Genomic DNA, 16,934 nt, shown 5'->3' on the forward strand with positions numbered 1-16,934 from the left:
TGCGCGGTTGAACAACTGATTGTCAGTAGTTGACCTGGCTTGGGCCACCGTTATCGCCGCGATCGTTGCTCACTGGCGTCGATGATTCAATCTGGGTTTGAACGGGTTTGGTTGGCGGCGGCGCTGTTTTATCGGCTGGCGGGAAGTAAAGCGGCCCTTTCAGACCACAGCCAGTCAGACTAAACAGTGTGATGAGAACGGCAAGCGTTCGAAAAACGTTTTTCATTATGGGTTGCCCGTAAGTTCATGCTTTCTGTTTCTATCATCGCAGGAGAAGACACAAAAGCAAGAGTTAGCCGCTTTCCTGCAACGGGAATTATTTAGCGTTATACTGCCGCCATCACGAAAAACAGGAACAAAACCATGAATGACAGTGAATTCCATCGCCTGGCCGATACCCTGTGGCAGACCATTGAAGAGCGCCTGGACGACTGGGATGGCGACAGCGATATCGATTGTGAAATCAACGGCGGCGTGCTGACGCTCAGCTTCGAAAACGGCAGTAAGATTATTATCAACCGCCAGGAGCCGCTGCACCAGGTGTGGCTGGCAACAAAACAGGGCGGCTACCATTTCGATCTGAAAGACGACCAGTGGGTGTGTGACCGTAGCGGCGAAACGTTCTGGGATCTGCTGGAGCAGGCTGCGACGCAGCAGGCGGGCGAGGACGTCAGCTTCCGTTAAGTGAATTGATACCGTTTCTTTTTGGAAACGGTATTCACAAAAACACGCTTTTCCTTTTTATTTATTTGATAGATCCCCAGTAGACCTTCCGTTAATTAATTTAAATTCCTCTATTATTCACACCTCATCATTACACTAAATTGATTGATTTCTTTTTGGGTCGGGCACAGAATTATTTCCGTTATTACACTGCAAATCCAAAAATTATAATCCAGCTGAATATATAATAAGGAAATGATATGTCTGACTTGGTTTATTTAACCCTGAATGGCGACCAGCAAGGGTTAATTTCTGCTGGCTGTGCATCCATGAGTTCAATCGGTAATAAGGCCCAACTCGCCCATGTTGATCAAATCATGGTGTATGCGCTCAAGCATGCCCTCTCTCGCGTACAGAACGTTAATCATCAGGAGTTAAGTATTGTAAAACCCATCGATAAATCTTCTCCTCTGTTAGGAAAAGCCATAAATGATAACGAAACGCTAACCTGTGAATTCAGTGTTTACCGTACCAACCGGGCAGGTATGAATGAGCTTTACTATAAAATAAAGCTGACCAACGCCCATATTTTGCACCTGGAAACGGTCATTCCGCACAGCGTTATTGAAAACGGAGCAGAATCACAGGAAAAAGTTTCCTTCAGTTATGAATCTATCACCTGGGAGCATTTCTCAGCCGGAACAAGTGCATACAGTTTGTGGAGTGAGCGAATTTTATAATCTCAAGGAACGATAATGAACATGAATGAATGGCACACAGATCCAAACCCCTGGGATAACCACGACTCTCATCCGTTTCCCAGCATGAATCCTATGCTGGGTGATATGGCAATGCTGAATGAAACGTTCATTAATGAGAGCCACCATATTTTATTACTCACACTGGAAGAAGCTCAGGGGATAGTAAATGATCTTCTCGGAGGTATAGACGAGTTTTTCTCCTACAGGGCGGGGCCGGGCAATATCAAAGATATGGTGGATGGGTTCCACTCTCTCAACCGACTGACAACCTACTATAACCCAGCCGGTGAGCTTGTTCGTCATTTCTCATCTCTGCGTATCAAGGCCACAGAGTACAAATTACAGGGTCAAACTTACATCAAAATCACAGGCTATCCAGGTTTGCGTAGAATTTTAAAAGGAACCCGTTACGGTGCGCGTAATGTTCAGATGATAGAGCTGGCCATTGGTAAACGAGGGTTCTTTGGCGCCATTGTCGGTGGTATCAAATGCTGTATCCTTTTTTCGCTGGCATGGCGGGGAGTAGAGCTTATTTTCAAGTCGGACTATACACTGAATGATTTTTTGGTGGATGTCCCGATGGATATCGTAAAAGCGATTGTTGGTGGGGCGGTGATTGGTTTTGTCGGAGGGGTAGCGATGCTTTTTACTTCGGCTGTTATTGTTGGTCCAGGCGCTATAATCTTGCTTGGTCTTTTTCTTAATGCAGAGTTGAATTCTTTGGATGACCATTTTCATCTTACTTATCGTATTAAAATGTTATTACATCAAGCGCTAATTGAAGAACAAAAAATGGCTGAATGGAATATTGAGCATGGCAACCAGTCAATTTTTAGAATTCTTAACCCTGGTTGGTGAAATGAAAACTACACAGAAAAAAAACTGGCGCACAGTCATAATGATGAAATGCGCAGCTATCTTTCTGGTGATAGCAATGTCAGCATTCCTTCATTTTGCTCTAGCATCAATTCCTATGCGAAGCGTTATCTCGCTAATTCATCATGGCGACATTATTTTTTATTACCGAATGTCTGCTGCTATGGTGGGTGGGATTCCTTTTTTGCTCTACGGCATCTTTATCGCGCTTCGCGCTTTATTCTACCCGGGAATAAGATCGCCCGATAAGACTACCATCATCGATAGTATATTTATCCCTGTTTGGGTTTTTACTCTCGCTATTTCTCTGGTCATATCTTACCTGGTCCCTTTCGGACTTATGTTTGCAGGCTACAGCCCCTGTCACGACAAGGATCTTATGGGTTATTACACGACCAATCCTGAACTGTGCAAAACGATTGTCCCATCCGAACTTTTTTCATGGCCTGTTGATTTGCGTAGAAGCGGCGATGTTACGTTAGATTGAGGTGATTGTGCCGGATGGCGCTTGATGCGCTTATCCGGCCAGGGGTAATTATCAGGAAAAATACTGCTGCAACAGCGGCTGATTCGCGTCCTGGTTGGCCGGCGGAGCGGGGATAACCTGGGTGCGGAACGGAATCACCTGCGCGCGGCCATCGACTTTCACAATCTGATAGAACTGCGGCAAGTTGAAGTTGATAAAGCTTGAGCCGTAGGTGAAGCGGTCGTGTGAGGACGAATAGAAACGGCTCACGTCGCGCACCAGCTCTTCTTTGCTGCCCTCGCAGTGGTGATACACCTCGGCGCGGTTGGTCTCATCCAGAATATAAATGGTAAACCCGGACTCATCGGCCGCTTCTTCGAAGAAGAACTGGATAATCCCTTCGCTGGCAAACCCATCCACCACCTGCGGCAGTTTAACGTGGTTCGTTTCTACCTGCACAGAGAGGCCATGCAGCTTGTTGTGGGAAATCGCGCCGTAGAACTCAATCGCGTTTTCCAGCTTCTGCACAGAGACGTTGAGGCGTTCAAAGAACAGGCCCCAGGTCTGGCCGGAGACGCGCAGCGCTTTGAAGCGCCCGGTTTCCTGACGGGTACTGGACAGGCGCAGTTCGATACACTCTGACACCAGCTGCTGCACGCGGGTACGAATCAGGCCACGCAGATGCTGGCTGTAGCAGAACACTTCCACGCTATCCGGCGGCGCAGCGTCCTGGTGCATTTTGCCGAGAATGGTTTTCAGCGCTTCGATCATCGCCTGCTCGCCGTTGAAATGCAGAGTACGCACTTCGTTCCACGAGTTGCGATACAGCAGATCCACGCTACCGACCAGGCAGTTTTGCTGCTCGCCAAAGCTAAAGACATCCAGCTTGCGGAAATCAAAATGGACCACCTGATTGCGGAAGGCCGCCGTCGGGTCGTATTCCAGGTTGACGATAATCGCCAGATGGCGAATCTCACACGGGCTGTAGAGCGCTTTTGGTGTTGGTGCTGGCAGACGCAGCGGGAAGTGGTGCGACACATCGGCAACCATTTCCTGCAATTTGGCGAGATCAACGACCTCATTGCCTTTGATAAACAGGCGCGTCCGCGATGTCAGCAGGCCGTTGAACCAGGCCCAGGCCACCAACTTGTTCAGATAGCGGTTATATTCCAGCGGCTGATGGCTGATGATCGAATCCATGCTTGGCGCACGGTTGTACAGATACCAGCCCGTGCGGTTGGCGCGGCCTGGCGGAACATAGATAAAGGTCAGATTAGGTTCTGACAGGTCCGGCGAAATCTGCGGGTTAACCAGCGTGACTTTCCCGGGCAGCGCTTCGAACGCAGCGTACAGTTTACGGGTTAAAACACCGATATCCTGCGGGCTGGCGGAAACGCTGAGGTTGTTACGGCGGGCGAAGCGAATCAGATTGCGGTAGCTCTGCATCATCGCATCGAGCAGTTCGTTGTGCGCTTCACGCACCTGATCGATTTTCCAGTTGGCGCGGTTATCGAGCATAGACAAACGTTCTTCGTCCCAGCCCCACTCTTTGACTAACTGACTGACCACTTCACGACGCCAGCCAACGCATGCGCGTTCGCGGCTGAGTTTTTCACAGACTTTGAGATAGAAACATCGACGCACCAGGTCGAGACGCGTGGTGTCATCAATGGCTTTCAGGTATTCGGTCACGCGTTCAAGCATCATGCAGTAGGCATCGAGACCAAAGGAGACGATCTCTCCATCATGCAGACGCTGTTTGATATCTTTCGCCAGCAGTCGCGGCGTAGGGTATTCCCAGGAGTAGGCTTCCAGCAGCAGGGTTTTCAGCACCGCTTTATACGGGGAATCAATACTCTTATAGAGCTGCCACAGACTCGCGCCAAAATACTCTTCGGCGGACAGAGAGCTTAAACCGCCCAGATCCAGCCATTCGTTTGGCGTCAGGACACCCTGCGAGTAGAGCGACATGACGTAATCGTCGTAATGCTCTTCTTCTTCGCACGGCACCATATTCCACAGAATACGCTTCCCGGCAAGGCGCACGGCGCTCCGGTAGAATTCGTCGAGCAGCAAAATATGCTGCGTGGAGCCACAGTCTTCACCACCGAGACTGCCGCTTTCGTTATGGCGGAAACGGTTTTCATCAATCAGGAAGAAGCTCACTTCCACGCCGAGCGACGCCGCCCAGCTCTCCAGCAGGCTGCATTTACGCTGCAGCAACTGGCGCTCGTCATTATCGAGCCAGGACTGATGGCAGACCCAGATATCGAGGTCAGAAGAACAGCTTTGCCCTACGGATGAGGTACTCCCCATGGTGTAGACGCCGGTTATCGGCAGCTCACCTTTTGGAGACACCTGCGGCGGCATGCCACGGTAGAGTTCCAGCTCGGTCAGATAGTGCTGTTGAGTTTCATCAGGCGTGAAAAGGCAAATGCCCTGGGGAACGTTACCATCGAGGTAACCTGGCATCAGCGGATGGTGATAGTGCAGTAATGTTGGCAGCAGACTGTAAACCTGTTGGAAAGCAGGTCCCATGGCAGCAAGCGCACGATCCACGCGCAATTGATTTATGGCATCCAGTCTCTGTTTCAGAGTCTCAATATAGAGGTACAAGACATATCGCCTGATGTTGCCGGACGTAGCAATCGTTCAAAAGAGCAATGATTACGAGCCCGCAGTATTTCAAAAAAGAACCGTTACCCTTTTTCGTCCTCACTCAATGGTGGTAGCGACGAAAAAATGGTCTAAAACGTGATCAATTTAACACCTTGCCGATTGACCGTAAAGAAAGATGCGCTACATACAAGTGTAGCACCGTTCTGTACGTGTAAATTCCTTAATACGGCAGCGGGTGTCCTGCGCACCGCCTTGTCCCTCACCCCTTCATCGACCGTAAAACTGACATCCCAGAGTCAACAATGTTAGGATGGTCTGCGGACGATAATGACGGTAACAAGCATGTTAGACAATGTTTTGAGAATTGCCACACGCCAAAGCCCCCTTGCGCTATGGCAGGCACAATATGTTAAGCAGCGCCTCGAAGCCTGCCATTCCGGGTTGCGTGTCGAACTGGTTCCTATGGTGACGCGCGGCGATGTGATCCTTGATACGCCGCTGGCGAAAGTGGGCGGAAAAGGCCTGTTCGTCAAAGAGCTGGAAGTTGCACTGCTTGAGAACCGCGCCGATATCGCCGTCCACTCCATGAAAGATGTTCCGGTCGAATTCCCCGAGGGATTGGGCCTGGTGACGATTTGCGAGCGCGAAGATCCGCGCGATGCGTTTGTCTCAAACCACTACGCTTCTCTGAACGATTTACCCGTCGGGAGCGTGGTTGGCACGTCAAGTTTACGCCGTCAGTGTCAGCTGGCGGAGCGCCGCCCGGACCTGGTGATTCGCTCCCTGCGCGGCAATGTCGGTACACGTCTCGGCAAACTGGATAACGGCGATTACGATGCCATTATTCTGGCGGTTGCGGGCCTGAAACGTCTGGGGCTGGAGTCTCGTGTACGTGTCGCCCTTGCGCCAGAGCTTTCACTTCCGGCCGTCGGCCAGGGCGCGGTGGGGATTGAGTGTCGTCTTGATGACGACCGCACCCGTGCTCTGCTTGCACCGCTGAATCACGAAGAAACCGAGATTCGCGTCAAAGCCGAGCGCGCCATGAATACGCGCCTTGAAGGCGGCTGTCAGGTGCCGATTGGCAGCTATGCTGAATTCATTGACGGTGAATTGTGGCTGCGTGCGCTGGTTGGCGCACCGGACGGTTCACAGATGGTGCGTGGCGAACGCCGCGGACGGGCGCAAGACGCCGAAGCGCTCGGCATCTCGCTTGCAGAAGAATTGCTGAATAACGGCGCCCGCGAAATTCTGGCAGACGTCTACAACGGAGAGCCACCAGCATGAATATTCTCGTCACCCGCCCTTCTCCCGCAGGAGAGCAGTTAGTGAGCCGTCTGCGCGCACTGGGGCAGGTGGCATGGAGTTTTCCGCTGATTGAGTTCTCCCCTGGCCGGCAGCTCTCTGCGCTCGCCGACCATCTGCACGCATTAAATGAAGGCGATTTGGTTTTCGCCTTATCACAACATGCCGTGGAATTTGCACACGCCCAACTGCAGCAAGAGAAACAGCACTGGCCGACTGCGCCGCGCTATTTCGCCATTGGGCGCACTACCGCCCTGGCCCTGCATGCGGTCAGCGGAATTGACGTCCAATACCCGTTAGATCGGGAAATCAGCGAAATCTTGCTACAATTACATGAATTACAAACTGTTGCGGGAAAGCGTGCGCTGATTTTGCGCGGAAACGGTGGCCGTGAACTGCTGGGCGAAACCTTAAGCGCCCGTGGGGCTGACGTCACGTTCTGCGAATGCTACCAGCGCTGTGCAAAACATTATGACGGCGCGCAGGAAGCGATGCGCTGGCACACGCGCGGCGTGGATACCATCGTCATCACCAGCGGCGAAATGCTACAGCAGCTCTGGTCGCTCATTCCGCAATGGTATCGTGAAAACTGGTTACTCCGCTGTCGGCTTCTGGTCGTCAGTGAGCGTCTGGCGAACCTCGCCCGGGAACTGGGCTGGCAAGATATTCGGATCGCTGATAACGCCGACAACGATGCGCTGCTGCGCGCATTACAATAACTCTCATAATGGGAAGCCATAATGACGGAACAAGAAAAATCCTCCGCCGTGGTTGAAGAGACCAGGGAGACTGTGGCCACCCCGCCGCAGCCAGAAAAGACTGAACACACTGTTGAGAAAAAAAACAGCAGCAATAAAACCAGCCTGGCGCTGAGCGCGATAGCTATCGCCATTGCTCTGGCGGCCGGTGTCGGTTTATACGGTCTGGTAAAAAAACAGGCCACTAACCAGACGGTCACCAGCGATGCGCTGGTGAACCAAATCACCACCCTGCAAAAAGCGCAGGAGACGCAGAAAGCAGAGCTGGAAGGCGTTATTAAGCAGCAGTCTACGCAGCTTGCCGAAGCCAACTCCCGTCAGGAAGAGCTGACGAAACAGCTCGGCGAAGTGCAGCAAAAAGTGGCGACCATTTCCGGCACCGATGCCAAAACCTGGCTGCTCTCTCAGGCCGATTTCCTGGTCAAACTGGCCGGACGTAAGCTGTGGAGCGATCAGGATGTCACCACCGCCGCCGCGCTGCTGAAAAGCGCCGACGCCAGCCTGGCCGACATGAACGACCCGAGCCTGATCGCCGCGCGTCGCGCCATTACCGAAGATATCGCCAGCCTGGGTGCGGTTTCGCAGGTCGATTACGACGGCATCATTCTGAAGGTCAATCAGCTGTCGAATTCGATTGATAACCTGCGCCTCGCGGATAACAACGACGACGACTCCCCGATGGATTCCGACGGCACGGAGCTGTCCAGCTCCCTGAGCGAGTGGCGTATCAATCTGCAAAAAAGCTGGCAGAACTTTATGGACAGCTTTATCACCGTCCGCCGCCGCGACGAAACCGCTGTTCCGCTGTTAGCGCCGAATCAGGACGTCTATCTGCGCGAGAACATCCGCTCCCGACTGCTGGTTGCGGCGCAGGCCGTCCCGCGTCATCAGGAAGAGACCTACAAGCAGGCGCTGGATAATGTTTCAACGTGGGTACGTGCTTACTACGATACCAGCGATGCCACGACGACCGCGTTCCTGGACGATGTTGATAAGCTCAGCCAGCAAAATATCACCATGAATGTCCCGGACAAACTGGAAAGCCAGCCGATTCTGGAAAAACTGATGCAAACCCGCGTGCGCAACCTGCTGGCCCAGCCTGGCGTTGCAGCGCAGCCGGATGCAGCAGCCCCTGCGCCAGCCCCTGAAAGCGCACCTCAAGGAGAGTGATCATGTTAAAAGTCTTATTACTCTTCTTATTGTTGATCGCCGGGATCGTCCTTGGGCCGCTGATTGCTGGCCATCAGGGCTATGTGCTGATCCAGACCGATAACTACAACATTGAAACTAGCGTGACGGGTCTGGTGATCATCGCGATCCTCACCATGGTGGTGTTGTTTGCGATCGAATGGATCCTGCGCCGCATCTTCCGTACCGGTGCGCACACCCGTGGCTGGTTCGTTGGCCGCAAACGCCGCCGCGCGCGCAAACAGACGGAACAGGCTTTGCTTAAACTGGCTGAAGGCGATTATCAGCAAGTTGAAAAGCTGATGTCGAAAAATGCCGACCATGCCGAGCAGCCGGTGGTGAACTATCTGTTAGCCGCCGAAGCGGCCCAGCAGCGTGGGGATGAAGCGCGTGCGAATCAGCATCTGGAGCGCGCGTCGGAGCTGGCATCGAATGATCAGATCCCGGTAGAAATCACCCGCGTGCGCATCCAGCTGGCACGCAATGAGAATCACGCAGCGCGTCATGGCGTTGACCGTCTGCTGGAGATCACCCCGCGCCATCCGGAAGTGCTGCGTCTTGCCGAGCAGGCTTATATCCGCACTGGCGCCTGGGGTTCACTGCTGGATATCATTCCGTCGATGGCGAAAGCCAACGTGGGCGATGATGAGCATCGTGATGCGCTGCAGCGTCAGGCGTGGATTGGTCTGATGGATCAGGCGCGAGCCGATCTGGGTAGCGATGGGCTGAAAACCTGGTGGAAAAATCAGAGCCGCAAAACGCGCCAGCAGGTTCCGCTGCAGGTGGCGATGGCCGAACATCTCATCGAATGTGACGATCATGACACAGCGCAGGAGATCATCCTTGATGGCCTGAAACGCCAGTATGATGACCGTCTGGTGATGGTGATCCCACGTCTTAAAACCAACAATCCTGAGCAGATGGAAAAGATACTGCGCCAGCAGATCAAAACCGTGGGTGACCGCCCGCTGCTTTGGAGTACGCTGGGCCAGTCGCTGATGAAACACGGCGAATGGCAGGAGGCAAGTCTCGCCTTCCGCGCAGCGTTGAAACAGCGCCCGGATGCGTTTGACTACGCCTGGCTGGCCGATACGCTGGACAAACAGCACAAGCCGGAAGAAGCCGCTGCCATGCGTCGCGATGGCCTGCTGTTAACGTTGCAGAACAACGGCCAGTAAGCTTAAGCACTGCGAATCAGGAGGCCCAAGGGCCTCCTTTTTTATTGCCGCAATCCTGATGATCGCCCATAAAAAAACGCCTGCTATAAAAGCAGGCGTTAAACAGGTCTGTTTGACAACATATTTGGTGCTTCACTCAACGTTGTGTCCATGGTGTTTGATGAGGCCGAAGCGACATCTGTCTGTGGACGATAAGCACCTTAAATGGCTCTGCGTCATTCCTGAGTTTATGAGGCACTAAGGCGAACATAAGAGATGGAATGAGCATCTACGCGTATATTATTGCACGTTACGTGCCAGGGTTACAAAAAGAAGTTTTACATTTCGCAACATGATAAGAAGAAAGGAATTTTTATTTTGATGGGGTATTCAGAACAGCTGAAAAGGACCTAAATTTGGCGCAAGTGTCTCCTGAGAACGACACAATTATCGCTAAAGAATAATAGTCATATAAAACAGTGAATTAGCTGTCTCTGAATCGCGACAAACTGAATTAACGTTGTCGGGAAATGACAACAGAGGAATAAACGACAGAAAACAAAAAACCCCGCCGAAGCGGGGTTCAAAATTGGTCGGCGAGAGAGGATTCGAACCTCCGACCCACTGGTCCCAAACCAGTTGCGCTACCAAGCTGCGCTACTCGCCGATGTACTGCTTTTTTGAATTTTTAGTTCAATTCGTTAAGTCGTGGTGCGAGGGGGGGGACTTGAACCCCCACGTCCGTTAAGACACTAACACCTGAAGCTAGCGCGTCTACCAATTCCGCCACCGTCGCAATGTCACAACTTATCAAATAATGGGGTGGCTAATGGGATTCGAACCCACGACAACTGGAATCACAATCCAGGGCTCTACCAACTGAGCTATAGCCACCACTACTTATTCTTTCACGCGGTATGTACTACTACCACCGCAGCTCGAACGCCACACTACTTTATTGGCGCGCCCGACAGGATTCGAACCTGAGACCTCTGCCTCCGGAGGGCAGCGCTCTATCCAGCTGAGCTACGGGCGCTTAGCGCCGTTGCGGGGCTGGATATTACGGAGGTCTCGGTCTGCTGTCTAGTGCTTTTTTGAAAATAATGCGCGTTTGGTTACGCTTTGTGCATTTTGTCGCTTATTACTCCACTTTCTGGATTTCAGCGTGGCGGCTGAGACCAAAAAGCTTATAGCCAATCGACACGGCGGCCATAAAGATAATCCCGACAAACAGCGACATGCGGGTATCTTCATTAAAGTACATGCCGATTAAGACGCAAATCAGGAACGCCATCGTTAAATAGTTCGCCCACGGGAACATAATGGAGCGGAACGGGTGACTGGCGATCGCCTGCTTGTGCGCCTGACGGAAACGCAGCTGGCTAATCAGAATCACAAACCATGGCACCATGCCCGGCAGCACGCTGGCACTGTAGACATAGACGAACACGCGCTGCGGATTGGGGATGATGTAGTTCAGGCACGAGCCAATCAGCAGAATGGCAATGGAGACCGTTACGCCCGCTACCGGCACGCCAGCGCGGGAGACTTTCCCCATCGCCGCCGGCAGCTGACGGTTTTTCGCCAGTGCGTAGAGCATACGTCCACAGCTGTACATGCCGCTGTTACAGCCTGAGAGCGCCGCCGTCAGCACCACGAAGTTGATAATACCTGCCGCCGCCGTGATACCAATTTTCGCGAAGGTCAGCACGAAGGGGCTGCCGGTGGTGCCAATCTGGTTCCAGGGGAAGATGGTGACGATAACGAAAATCGCGCCCACGTAGAAAATCAGGATACGCCACAGCACTTTGCCGACCGCGCTACGCAGCGTGACCTGCGGGTTTTTCGCTTCCCCGGCGGTGATACCGATAAGCTCCACCCCCTGATAGGAGGCAACCACGATACAAAGCGCCGTCAGGAAGCCCTTCCAGCCGCCCGCAAAGAAGCCGCCATGCTCGGTCAGATTGCCAAAGCCAATCGCCTGACCGCCGTTGCCGAAGCCAAAGAAGATCACACCCAGCCCCACCACAATCATCACGATAATGGTGGTGACTTTAATCATCGCAAACCAGAACTCGATTTCGCCGTACAGACGCACAGCCGCAAGGTTCGCGAGCGCCACCAACCCTACGGCGATCAGCGCGGGTATCCACTGTGCCATTTCCGGGAACCAGAACTGGACGTAGACACCTATCGCTGTGATCTCCGATATCCCCACCGCCATCCACATAAACCAGTAAGACCAGGCCGTGAGATAGCCGAAGAAGGGGCTCATGTACTTGTGCGCGTAAACGGCGAATGAACCGGCAACCGGCTCAAGGAACAGCATTTCGCCCATCGAGCGCATGATGAAGAAGACGAACAATCCCGCGACGATGTATGCCAGTAAGACCGACGGGCCTGCCCATTTAAGCGTGCTTGCGGAGCCCATAAACAGGCCGACGCCGATAGTGCCGCCTAGCGCTATCAATTCAATGTGACGAGCTTCCAGCCCACGCTGAAGCTCAGGTTTTTTCTCTGCCATAAATCCTCGGTTGTGTTTGCTGTTGCCCGGCTTTTGCCGGTTATTATTTTTGGGTACTGAAATACGGGGAGGAATGGTTTCTTAAATCCTGCTAAATGGCAAACGATGCATTAAAAAAATGAACGTATTGCACAGAAACGCAGCAGTTTTGCAGGCGGGTTGCAGCGCGAATAGCACATCGCGCTACATTTTGATTACATTTTGCCGGTGTAATGCCAGGCCAGATAGCGCAGGAGTTTAATCTGTCGTTTGATGCGGCTCGGCTGGGACAAGAGGCGATATAACCACTCCAGCCCTAAGTTTTGCCACACTTTTGGCGCACGCTTCACATGGCCGGTAAAGACGTCGTAGGTGCCGCCTACGCCCATATACAGGGCATTCGGGTAAACCAGACGGCAGTCGCGCATCAGGATTTCCTGGCGCGGGGAGCCCATCGCCACGGTCACGATTTTCGCGCCGCTGTCGCGAATGCGTTCAAACAGCGCCTGACGATCCTCGGGTTTGAAGTAGCCATCCTGGCTGCCCACGATATTAACATTCCACTGCGCGCGGAGTTTCTGCTCCGTCTGCGCCAGCACATCGGGTTTACCGCCAATCAGGAATACTGGCGTTCCGTCCTGCCCTGCCCGCGCCATCAGCGCTTCCCAGAGATCGGCTCCGGCAACGCGAGAGACCTGCGCCTGCGGAAACTTTTTGCGAATCGAACGGACCACGCTGATGCCGTCGGCATACTTAAACTCGGCGGCTTCAATCAGGCTTTTCACTTCCGCGTTGTCTTCAATCGCCAGCACTTTTTCGGCATTGATGGCCACCAGGGTGCCAGATTTAATCTGCCCATCAGCGCAGAGATAATCTAGCGCATGCTGCATATCACGCCAGCCGATGAGCTGCAGACCGCGCAGCGCATAGACCGGCGCAGAGGTATTGTCAGTCATTATTATCCTTACTCAGACTTGGGAAAGCGTGCTGGTTGCCCGCGTCAGTCGTCGGTGAATCAAGCCCGCGCTATCAAACAGCCAGTACAACAGTTTCGCCAGCAGCAGACAGAGACCGAAGACCACCATGAAAAACACCACGCGCGATACAAACGAATCCAGCCCTTCACGCGCCAGCACGATCATATTGAAAATGGCACCAAAACAGAAACTGTGCAAAATTGCCGCTTTATAGCGGTTGGTCTCTTCGTTCCCGCGCACATAAAGCCAGTCGAACCATTTGATGATAAGCCCAACGGCCACGGCGCCCGGCAGGATAAACCACACGCCGCCCATCACCACCAGCGAGCCAATCAGCGTCGGGGAGATCGCCAGGCCAGAGTGGTTGTTGAGCACTTCCCAGGTAAAGTAGTTCGCCGTGTTCAGCACCACGCCAGGCCGGTCTGGCCATAGCCAGGTCGGGATAAAGACGTAGAAATCACGTGCGATGGGGGCCAGCCCCTGGAAGTCGATTTTGTCGTAGTTTTGCAGCAGTAGCGCCAGGTTTTCCCACGGCGAGAAGGTGTCTCGGGTGAGGTACAGGAAGGTGTAAAACGCCTCGTCACCACTCACGTCCATGCCGTAACGCTTGAGCGCCAGCCAGAACATGCCGACAATCCCAAACACCCCTGCCGCAACCAGCATCCAGAGCGAGATCCAGCCGCGAATGATGCCGATAAACAGGAAGATCGCGAAGGCAATGATGATATTCGCGCGCGTCCCGCCGACGATCATATAGGTCAGCAGACCAAATGCCACCGTACTCACGAGGAAAAACAGCCAGGCTTTGCTGTCCTGACGCAGGAAGTAGATCACCAGCATCGCCGGGATGAAGAAATAGAAGAAACGCTTAAGTGCCACGCCGGACACTTCGGCGGAAAAAATCTGGCTGTAAGAGTGCAGTTTGAACAGCAAAAAGCCGTTATGCATGAAGAAAATACCGACACTCACCAGCGCGATAATCATCAGCATCACCCAGGTCAGGTGCGTTTCCACCCGATTCATGGTGAACAGCGGACGGCGCGGCGCGTGGTTCACCGGACGTAAACGGGTCTTATAGGTGACGTAGTACACCGCGTAGAAACAGGTAGCAGACAACAGGGCCTGCATCAGAATTTCTGGTGGGGCGACGGCCACGTCAAAGCGGAAGACCAAAATGCTGGTCAGCGGGAAGCCGAAGAAGAAGGTCAGCAAGAACAGCAGCGAGAAGAAGACGTTGAAGTTAAAGCGCACGCGGCGGAACTCAAACCAAGTGAGCGTGCCGATAAACAGCGAGGCCAGAAGCCAAATCACCAATAAGCCGCTAAATTCCAACTGGCTCATGCTTTGTCTCCTGCAGCTATCCGCAGCGCCTGATGCCAGGGCGTGAGAAAATTAGGGCTGAAAAAGTCGATGGCATTTTTATCCACCATCGCCAGCTGACGCTGTGCTTCACGTACCACGTCCTCATTGAGATCGTCCGTGGTAAACAGCACCGGAATGTGCTGCTCCGCCATATCCTGCCAGAAAGGATTTTCACGGTTAAGCACGCACGGAACGCCGGCCTGAATCAGGAGGCACAGCGTGCCAATCCCCTGCTGGCGCGCAAAGATGAAGTAGCCGAGATCGCATTTTCTGAGCAGGGCCAGGTAGTCGTCAAACTCGAGCTTTTCGCTGAGGATTTGCAGATTATCCGGGCTGAACAGCGCCAGCCCGCTCTGACGGACTTCCGCAATATACGCGTCGTTATGAGCAGGATAGCCCATCGGCACAATCACGTTCACCGTGTCGCCAAACTGCTTATGCACGGCTTTCAGCGCTGCGATGTGTTCGTTACTGCGATCGCCCGAATTGCCCACCAGTATGGTCAGCTTGCCTTCGCGCTGCGTCTCGTTCGCCATCGAGTTCAGCGCGGGGTCCATCCGCGTGGGGAAATAGAGCAGTTCGCCGCGCACGCTTGGGTGCTGTTGCGCGAAAAAGTTCAGGTCGCCGCGCGTCGCAAACACGCAGCCAACGCGCCCCTGAGCCATACGGCGCAGGGGATAGAACAGGCGGAATTTCCAGCCTCGCGACACTTCATACAGATCCGCGCCCCAGATATGCCAGTTAAACTGCGCAGGCTTGATGCCGCCGCTCAGCAACGCCAGCCACAGGCCGGTATTAAACTGGCCGTGAAAGAAGAAACGCTGCTCGCGGTTGGCTTTGGCTTTAGCGATCACCGCGTTTGCCAGCGCGGATTTATCCGGCCAGAAGCTTAACGACAGCGCAGGAAAGGCGGCGCTTAGCCCCTTATCCTGGCCCGCGACCATAAACTCGCGCGCGTCGGCGCTGCCGGCCGCCAGCGAGTCATTAAAAAACTGTAATACTGTGCGGTTGTGATGCGGGATATCCGAACCCAACACGTGAATCAGTGCAGTCATGCGCGTCTACGCCAAAGTAAAAATACGCCGCAACAGGCAGCAAAATAGACAATGTAGGTGGCCATATAGGCCTGTGCCGCCCCCAGCGCGCCATGCGTTGGGATCAGCCAGTGCGAGAAACCGGTCAGCAGCGTGAACTGGCTAATCTCTGCCAGGATATACAGCCGCAGAGAGGCTTTGGCAATCACCAGATAGCCGAAAACGTAAGCACCCACTTTCAGCACATCGCCCACCAGCTGCCAGGCGAACAGGTCGCGCATCGCGGTAAATTTCGCAGAGAACAGCAGCCAGATGGCGACGTCGCGCAGCAGCCAGACGGTTAAACTCGCGGCAGCCACCGCAGGAAGCACAAAACGCAGTGAGCGGCCAATTTCGCGGGTGATGTCTTGTCGGGAGGTCAACCGCGACAGAGTCGGCAGCAAATAGACACTGAACGAGGCGGTAATAAACTGGAGATAGGCGTCAGAAATACTGCTGACACCCTGCCAAATCCCGACCTCATCCCAGCTGTAGTGCGCTGCCAGCAGGTTTCGCATCATCACATACGCCACGGGGAGCGTGACGGAAGTGATGAGCGCCATCAGGGTAAATTTCCCTAACTGCCCCGCCAGAATTTTGTCCCACTGCGGCTTGAGATAGCTCAGGGGAATAGTGCGCCTGCGCATCAGCATAAACGCGGCGGGAATGACCACCAGTGCCGGAACCAGCGCCAGCCCAAGCAGCGCGCCTTCATAGCCGCCAAGACGATAGCAGACGTAATAGGCAATGACGCCGATAAGACTACCCAGAATCAGCGCCAGCGCATTTCCGGCGGCGTCGCGGAATCCTTTCATTAAGGCTAACAGCAGGTTAGCCCAGGCGATCCCCATCTGCACCAGCGCCACCAGACGTACCAGCCCCTGGTAATGGGTATTGCCGAAGAGTGCCTGACTGACAGGCGCGGCCGCCAGTAAAAAGACGATGGCCAGCAGCGTGGAGAACCCGAGCACCATCGCCGAGGACGTGCCGACCACCCGACGCAGCGCGGCCTCATCGTCGTGATGCTGGGCTACGTATTTGGTGACACCGTTGAAAATACCGGCCCCGGCAAGCACGCCGAGTACGGTGACGAGCTGACGGAAGTTACCGGCCTGCCCGACACCAGAAGGGCCAAACGACACCGCCAGCATTTTTACAACCAGCAGCCCTGCGCCAATCTTGACGAGTGTGGACGCGGCGGTCCACACCGATGCTTTCGCCAGTGACAT

15 protein-coding genes and 4 tRNA genes are annotated in these 16,934 nt (G+C 53.8%); 8 read left to right on the top strand and 11 right to left on the bottom strand.

Going from position 1 to position 16,934, the window contains the following annotated elements; genetic code table 11:
• Positions 1-22: 22 nt before the first annotated feature.
• Positions 23-226, bottom strand: a complete 204-nt coding sequence (gene lptM / locus ACB496_RS21560) for an LPS translocon maturation chaperone LptM (protein WP_102105653.1) — start codon at positions 224-226, stop codon at positions 23-25.
• 137 nt (positions 227-363) lie between these two features.
• On the opposite strand from lptM, the gene cyaY reads away from it, so the two are divergent.
• The 4 genes from cyaY (at position 364) to ACB496_RS21580 (ending at position 2,787) form a co-directional block, all read left to right on the top strand.
• Complete coding sequence (cyaY, locus tag ACB496_RS21565) at positions 364-684, top strand: iron donor protein CyaY (protein WP_100778439.1); 321 nt, start codon at positions 364-366, stop codon at positions 682-684.
• A 239-nt stretch (positions 685-923) separates the two neighbouring features.
• A complete protein-coding gene (locus ACB496_RS21570; protein WP_129036359.1) occupies positions 924-1,403 on the top strand; it encodes an Hcp family type VI secretion system effector in 480 nt (159 codons plus the stop codon).
• A gap of 15 nt (positions 1,404-1,418) precedes the next feature.
• Positions 1,419-2,282: a hypothetical protein gene (locus tag ACB496_RS21575; RefSeq protein WP_371973728.1), complete on the top strand. Its 864-nt coding sequence runs from the start codon at positions 1,419-1,421 to the stop codon at positions 2,280-2,282.
• Entirely contained in the window at positions 2,239-2,787 is a 549-nt protein-coding gene (locus ACB496_RS21580; RefSeq protein WP_371973730.1) for a hypothetical protein, read from the top strand. Before ACB496_RS21575 ends, ACB496_RS21580 begins: the two co-directional genes overlap by 44 nt.
• 51 nt (positions 2,788-2,838) lie before the next feature.
• On the opposite strand, the gene cyaA is transcribed toward ACB496_RS21580, so the two are convergent.
• Entirely contained in the window at positions 2,839-5,382 is a 2,544-nt protein-coding gene (cyaA, locus tag ACB496_RS21585; RefSeq protein ID WP_102105657.1) for a class I adenylate cyclase, read from the bottom strand.
• 345 nt (positions 5,383-5,727) lie between these two features.
• On the opposite strand from cyaA, the gene hemC reads away from it, so the two are divergent.
• Genes hemC through hemY form a run of 4 tightly spaced genes read left to right on the top strand, consistent with a single transcriptional unit; the run spans position 5,728 to position 9,811 of the window.
• A complete protein-coding gene (gene hemC, locus ACB496_RS21590; protein ID WP_371973732.1) occupies positions 5,728-6,669 on the top strand; it encodes a hydroxymethylbilane synthase in 942 nt (313 codons plus the stop codon).
• Positions 6,666-7,406: a uroporphyrinogen-III synthase gene (gene hemD / locus ACB496_RS21595; protein ID WP_371973734.1), complete on the top strand. Its 741-nt coding sequence runs from the start codon at positions 6,666-6,668 to the stop codon at positions 7,404-7,406. Before hemC ends, hemD begins: the two co-directional genes overlap by 4 nt.
• 21 nt (positions 7,407-7,427) lie before the next feature.
• Positions 7,428-8,615 carry a uroporphyrinogen-III C-methyltransferase gene (hemX, locus tag ACB496_RS21600; RefSeq protein WP_371973736.1) on the top strand — a complete coding sequence of 396 codons (1,188 nt, stop codon included), beginning with the start codon at positions 7,428-7,430 and terminating at the stop codon, positions 8,613-8,615.
• 2 nt (positions 8,616-8,617) lie between these two features.
• Positions 8,618-9,811 (top strand): protoheme IX biogenesis protein HemY, encoded by a 1,194-nt coding sequence (gene hemY / locus ACB496_RS21605; RefSeq protein ID WP_371973738.1) that lies wholly within the window; start codon positions 8,618-8,620, stop codon positions 9,809-9,811.
• A 569-nt stretch (positions 9,812-10,380) separates the two neighbouring features.
• Here hemY and ACB496_RS21610 read toward each other — a convergent pair.
• The 9 genes from ACB496_RS21610 to wzxE all read right to left on the bottom strand — a co-directional run bounded on the left by ACB496_RS21610 (position 10,381) and on the right by wzxE (position 16,934).
• Positions 10,381-10,457 (bottom strand) — tRNA-Pro (locus ACB496_RS21610).
• A 42-nt stretch (positions 10,458-10,499) separates the two neighbouring features.
• Positions 10,500-10,586, bottom strand: a tRNA-Leu gene (locus ACB496_RS21615).
• A 22-nt stretch (positions 10,587-10,608) separates the two neighbouring features.
• Positions 10,609-10,684 (bottom strand) — tRNA-His (locus ACB496_RS21620).
• Between the two features lie 65 nt (positions 10,685-10,749).
• Positions 10,750-10,826 (bottom strand) — tRNA-Arg (locus ACB496_RS21625).
• A 105-nt stretch (positions 10,827-10,931) separates the two neighbouring features.
• The gene (thrP, locus tag ACB496_RS21630) at positions 10,932-12,314 is read right to left on the bottom strand and encodes a bifunctional threonine/serine APC transporter ThrP (protein WP_100778430.1); all 1,383 of its coding nucleotides are present in this window, start codon (positions 12,312-12,314) and stop codon (positions 10,932-10,934) included.
• Between the two features lie 194 nt (positions 12,315-12,508).
• A complete protein-coding gene (gene wecG, locus ACB496_RS21635; protein WP_371973740.1) occupies positions 12,509-13,249 on the bottom strand; it encodes a lipopolysaccharide N-acetylmannosaminouronosyltransferase in 741 nt (246 codons plus the stop codon).
• A gap of 12 nt (positions 13,250-13,261) precedes the next feature.
• Positions 13,262-14,611: an ECA oligosaccharide polymerase gene (gene wzyE, locus ACB496_RS21640; RefSeq protein ID WP_100778428.1), complete on the bottom strand. Its 1,350-nt coding sequence runs from the start codon at positions 14,609-14,611 to the stop codon at positions 13,262-13,264.
• On the bottom strand, positions 14,608-15,687 hold the full coding sequence (locus ACB496_RS21645; RefSeq protein ID WP_371973742.1) for a TDP-N-acetylfucosamine:lipid II N-acetylfucosaminyltransferase: 1,080 nt from the start codon (positions 15,685-15,687) through the stop codon (positions 14,608-14,610). The genes wzyE and ACB496_RS21645 overlap by 4 nt, the downstream gene beginning before the upstream one ends.
• Entirely contained in the window at positions 15,684-16,934 is a 1,251-nt protein-coding gene (wzxE, locus tag ACB496_RS21650) for a lipid III flippase WzxE (protein ID WP_312156710.1), read from the bottom strand. Before wzxE ends, ACB496_RS21645 begins: the two co-directional genes overlap by 4 nt.

Source organism: Lelliottia nimipressuralis (assembly GCF_041464075.1).
GTDB classification, from domain to species: Bacteria; Pseudomonadota; Gammaproteobacteria; order Enterobacterales; family Enterobacteriaceae; genus Enterobacter; species Enterobacter nimipressuralis.